Annotated in this window: 2 protein-coding genes and 1 pseudogene; all 3 read left to right on the top strand. The window is 69.3% G+C overall.

Features of this window, described 5'->3' with window-relative positions:
• Positions 1-122 precede the first annotated feature (122 nt).
• A complete protein-coding gene (gene xpsN / locus D180_RS05155; protein WP_026143492.1) occupies positions 123-896 on the top strand; it encodes a type II secretion system protein XpsN in 774 nt (257 codons plus the stop codon).
• Positions 897-907: 11 nt separating this feature from the next.
• Positions 908-3,190, top strand: a complete 2,283-nt coding sequence (gspD, locus tag D180_RS05150) for a type II secretion system secretin GspD (protein WP_017911961.1) — start codon at positions 908-910, stop codon at positions 3,188-3,190.
• A gap of 4 nt (positions 3,191-3,194) precedes the next feature.
• Positions 3,195-3,481, top strand: a pseudogene (locus tag D180_RS05145) (glycosyltransferase); the annotation flags it as partial.

Raw genomic sequence — 3,481 nt, 5'->3', positions numbered from 1 at the left:
GAGCGAGCCGGCCGCCGTGCCGTCGCCGCCGCCGTCCACCCCCAGCGCGACCAACCCGCCAAGTGCGCCCGGCGCCGCGAATGCCGCGCCGGCGGACCTGCCGCAACAGGTGGAGGGCCGCCATGCGAATTGAAGCGATGGGCCTGCGTACCGTGTGGCTGGGCACGCTGGCGCTGTGGGGGCTGCTGATCTGGGCGTTGGGCCTGGGTGGGCTCGGCGAACGCGTGGCGCCGCTGCCCGACGATCCGTCGATGCTGCAGCGGCTGCCAGGCTTGCCCGCGGCCACCACACAGCGCCTGGGCGATTTCTCGCAGTACGGCGAGATCGCCGCGCGCCCGGTGTTCGCCGAGGATCGCCGTCCGCATCCGTTCTTCCTCAGCGCCGACAACGGCCAGGCCGCCGCGCCCAACGTGCGCCTGACCGGCGTGCTGCTCACCGACCGCTTCAAGATGGCGACGCTGACCACCGAGCAGGGCGAATCGCTGCGCCTGAAGGAAGGCGGCGACGCCGTGCAGGGCTGGCGGCTGCTGTCGCTGGCGCCGCGCCAGGCCACAGTCAGCGGTTCCGGTGGCACCCAGACCCTGGAATTGAAGGTGTTCGACGGCAAGGGCGGGCAGCCGCCGACCGTGCTCGGCCAGGCCGGGCGTGCCGCGCAGGGGCAGATGCCGCCGCCGGCGTCCGCGCCCAATGGCCAGTCCAACGCCAACGCGCCGCGCCCGCCGAACCAGTCCACCCCCAACCCGGTGCCGAACCAGGCACCGACCCCGAGCGCCCCTCAGCCGTCGTCGCCGGCTCCGTCGTCGGAGCAGTTGCAGGCCATCCGCGAGCGGATCGAAGCGCGCCGCCGGCAATTGCAGCAACAGCGCCAGAACAACCCCTCAGGTCAGAACCCTTGAAGAGTGATCGCATGACGCCGCGTCTGTTTTCCCTGTTCCTCGCCATCGGCCTGGTGGCCGGCTGCGCCACCACGCCCTCGCCGGACATCCGTCGCGGCGCCGCGATCAACCCCCAGGTCGGCGCGGCCGGCAGCACCCAGAGCGACGGCCAGGGCGGCCCGGCCGATCCCAACGCCTTGCCCGAGCGCGCCACCCCGGTGATCCGCCGCGGCAGCGGCACCATGATCAATTCCGCGGCCGCCGCGGCGCCGGCGCCGTCGCTGGGCAACGCCAGCAGCGGCAGCGCCACCTTCAACTTCGAGGGCGAATCGCTGCAGGCGGTGGTCAAGGCCATCCTCGGCGACATGCTCGGGCAGAACTACGTGATCGCGCCGGGTGTGCAGGGCACGGTGACCCTGGCCACGCCCAAGCCGGTGTCGCCGGCGCAGGCGCTGAACCTGCTGGAGATGGTGCTGGGCTGGAACAACGCACGCATGGTCTACAGCGGCGGCCGCTACAACATCGTCCCCGCCGACCAGGCCCTGGCCGGCACGGTGGCGCCGAGCACCGCCTCGCCGGCCAACGCGCGCGGCTTCGAGGTGCGCGTGGTGCCGCTGAAGTACATCTCCGCCAGCGAGATGAAGAAGGTGCTGGAGCCGTACGCGCGGCCGAACGCCATCGTCGGCATCGACGGCTCGCGCAACGTCATCACCCTGGGCGGCACCCGTGCCGAGCTGGAGAACTACCTGCGCACGGTGCAGATCTTCGACGTCGACTGGCTGTCGGGCATGTCGGTGGGCGTGTTCCCGATCCAGTCGGGCAAGGCCGAACAGGTCGCGGCCGATCTGGAGAAGGTGTTCGGCGAGAACAGCAAGACCCCCAGCGCCGGCATGTTCCGCTTCATGCCGCTGGAGAACGCCAACGCGGTGCTGGTGATCACCCCGCAGGCGCGCTACCTGGACCAGATCCAGGAGTGGCTGGACCGCATCGACAGCGCCGGCGGCGGCGCGCGGCTGTTCTCCTACGAACTCAAGTACATCAAGGCCAAGGACCTGGCCGATCGCCTGGCCGAAGTGTTCGGCGCCGGCGGCGGCAACCGTGGCGACTCCAACGCCTCGTTGATGCCGGGCTCGCAGATGAGCCAGTTGAACGGCGGCGGCCTGGGCGGCTTCAACGGCAGCGACAGCAGTCTGGGCGGCGGTAGCCTGGGCAGTAGCGGCAGCAGCAGCGACAGCCTGGGCAGCAGCAGTTCCTCCGGCAGCAGCGGTGGCGGCCTGGGCAATGGCAGCCTGCAGCTGTCGCCGCGCACGTCCGGCAACGGCAGCGTGACCCTGGAAGTGCAGGGCGACAAGGTCGGCGTGTCGGCGGTGGAGGAAACCAACACCCTGCTGGTGCGCTCGACCCCGCAGGCCTGGCGCTCGATCCGCGACGTGGTCGAGAAGCTCGATGTGATGCCGATGCAGGTGCACATCGAGGCGCAGGTGGCGGAGGTCAATTTGACCGGTAAACTGAAGTATGGCGTCAACTGGTACTTCGAGCAGGCGGTGAATGCGCCGGCCAATGCCGACAACATCGGCATTGGCGGTGGCGCGAATCTGCCCAGCGCGGCCGGCCGCAAGATCTGGGGCGACATCGCCGGCAGCATCACCGGCAGCAGCGGTTTGGGCTGGACCTTCCTGGGCAGGAACGCAGCCGCGGTGATTTCTGCACTGGATCAGGTCACCAATGTCAAACTGCTGCAGACGCCTTCGGTGTTCGTTCGCAACAATGCCGAAGCAACACTCAACGTGGGCACGCGCATCCCGATCAATTCAGTCAGCGTCGACACGGGCCTGGGCACCGGCGCTACATATTCCTCGGTGAACTACCTGGATACCGGCGTGATCCTCAAGGTGCGTCCGCGTGTGACCAAGGACGGAATGGTATTCCTGGACATCGTGCAGGAAGTCAGCTCGCCTGGAGCGGCGCCGACCAATTGCGGCACCAGCGCTGGCACCAGCGTCGCCTGCAACGTCCCGATCAACACGCGTCGCGTCAAGACCGAGGCGGCGGTACAGAGCGGTGACACCATCATGCTGGCCGGCCTGATCAGCGACAGCACCACCGACGGCAGCAACGGCGTGCCGTACCTGAGCAAGCTGCCGGTGGTTGGTGCGCTGTTCGGGCAGAAGACCCAGGACAGTAATCGGCAGGAAGTGATCGTGTTGCTGACCCCCTCGATCGTGCGCAACCCGCAGGAAGCCCGCAATCTCACCGACGAATACGGACAGAAGTTCGAGGCCATGAAGCCGCTGCCGGCACGCGGCAAGAAGTAAGCGGGTGAGCCTGCCCATCGTGCTGCTGGCGGTCGGCGTCGACGACGTCGCGCTGGACGCCTGCCTGGGTGCGTTGGAGGCGAACACGTCGGCCGGCACCCGCGTGTGGCTGGCCGACGATGCGCAGGCCGGCCCGCGCGGCATCCGGGTGATCGAGGCCTGGCTGGCGCGCACGCGCCTGCAGGCCGACTACACGCGGCGGCCGCGCATGCTCGGCGAGGTCGCGCATGTGGACGAGATGCTGCGTGCCTGCGGCGACGCCGACGTGGCGGTGCTGGCGGCCGACGCGCA

The sequence above is a fragment of the Xanthomonas sp. SHU 166 genome (assembly GCF_000364685.1).
Lineage (GTDB): Bacteria > Pseudomonadota > Gammaproteobacteria > Xanthomonadales > Xanthomonadaceae > Xanthomonas_A > Xanthomonas_A sontii.
This window is presented reverse-complemented; position numbering and strand designations above follow the sequence as displayed.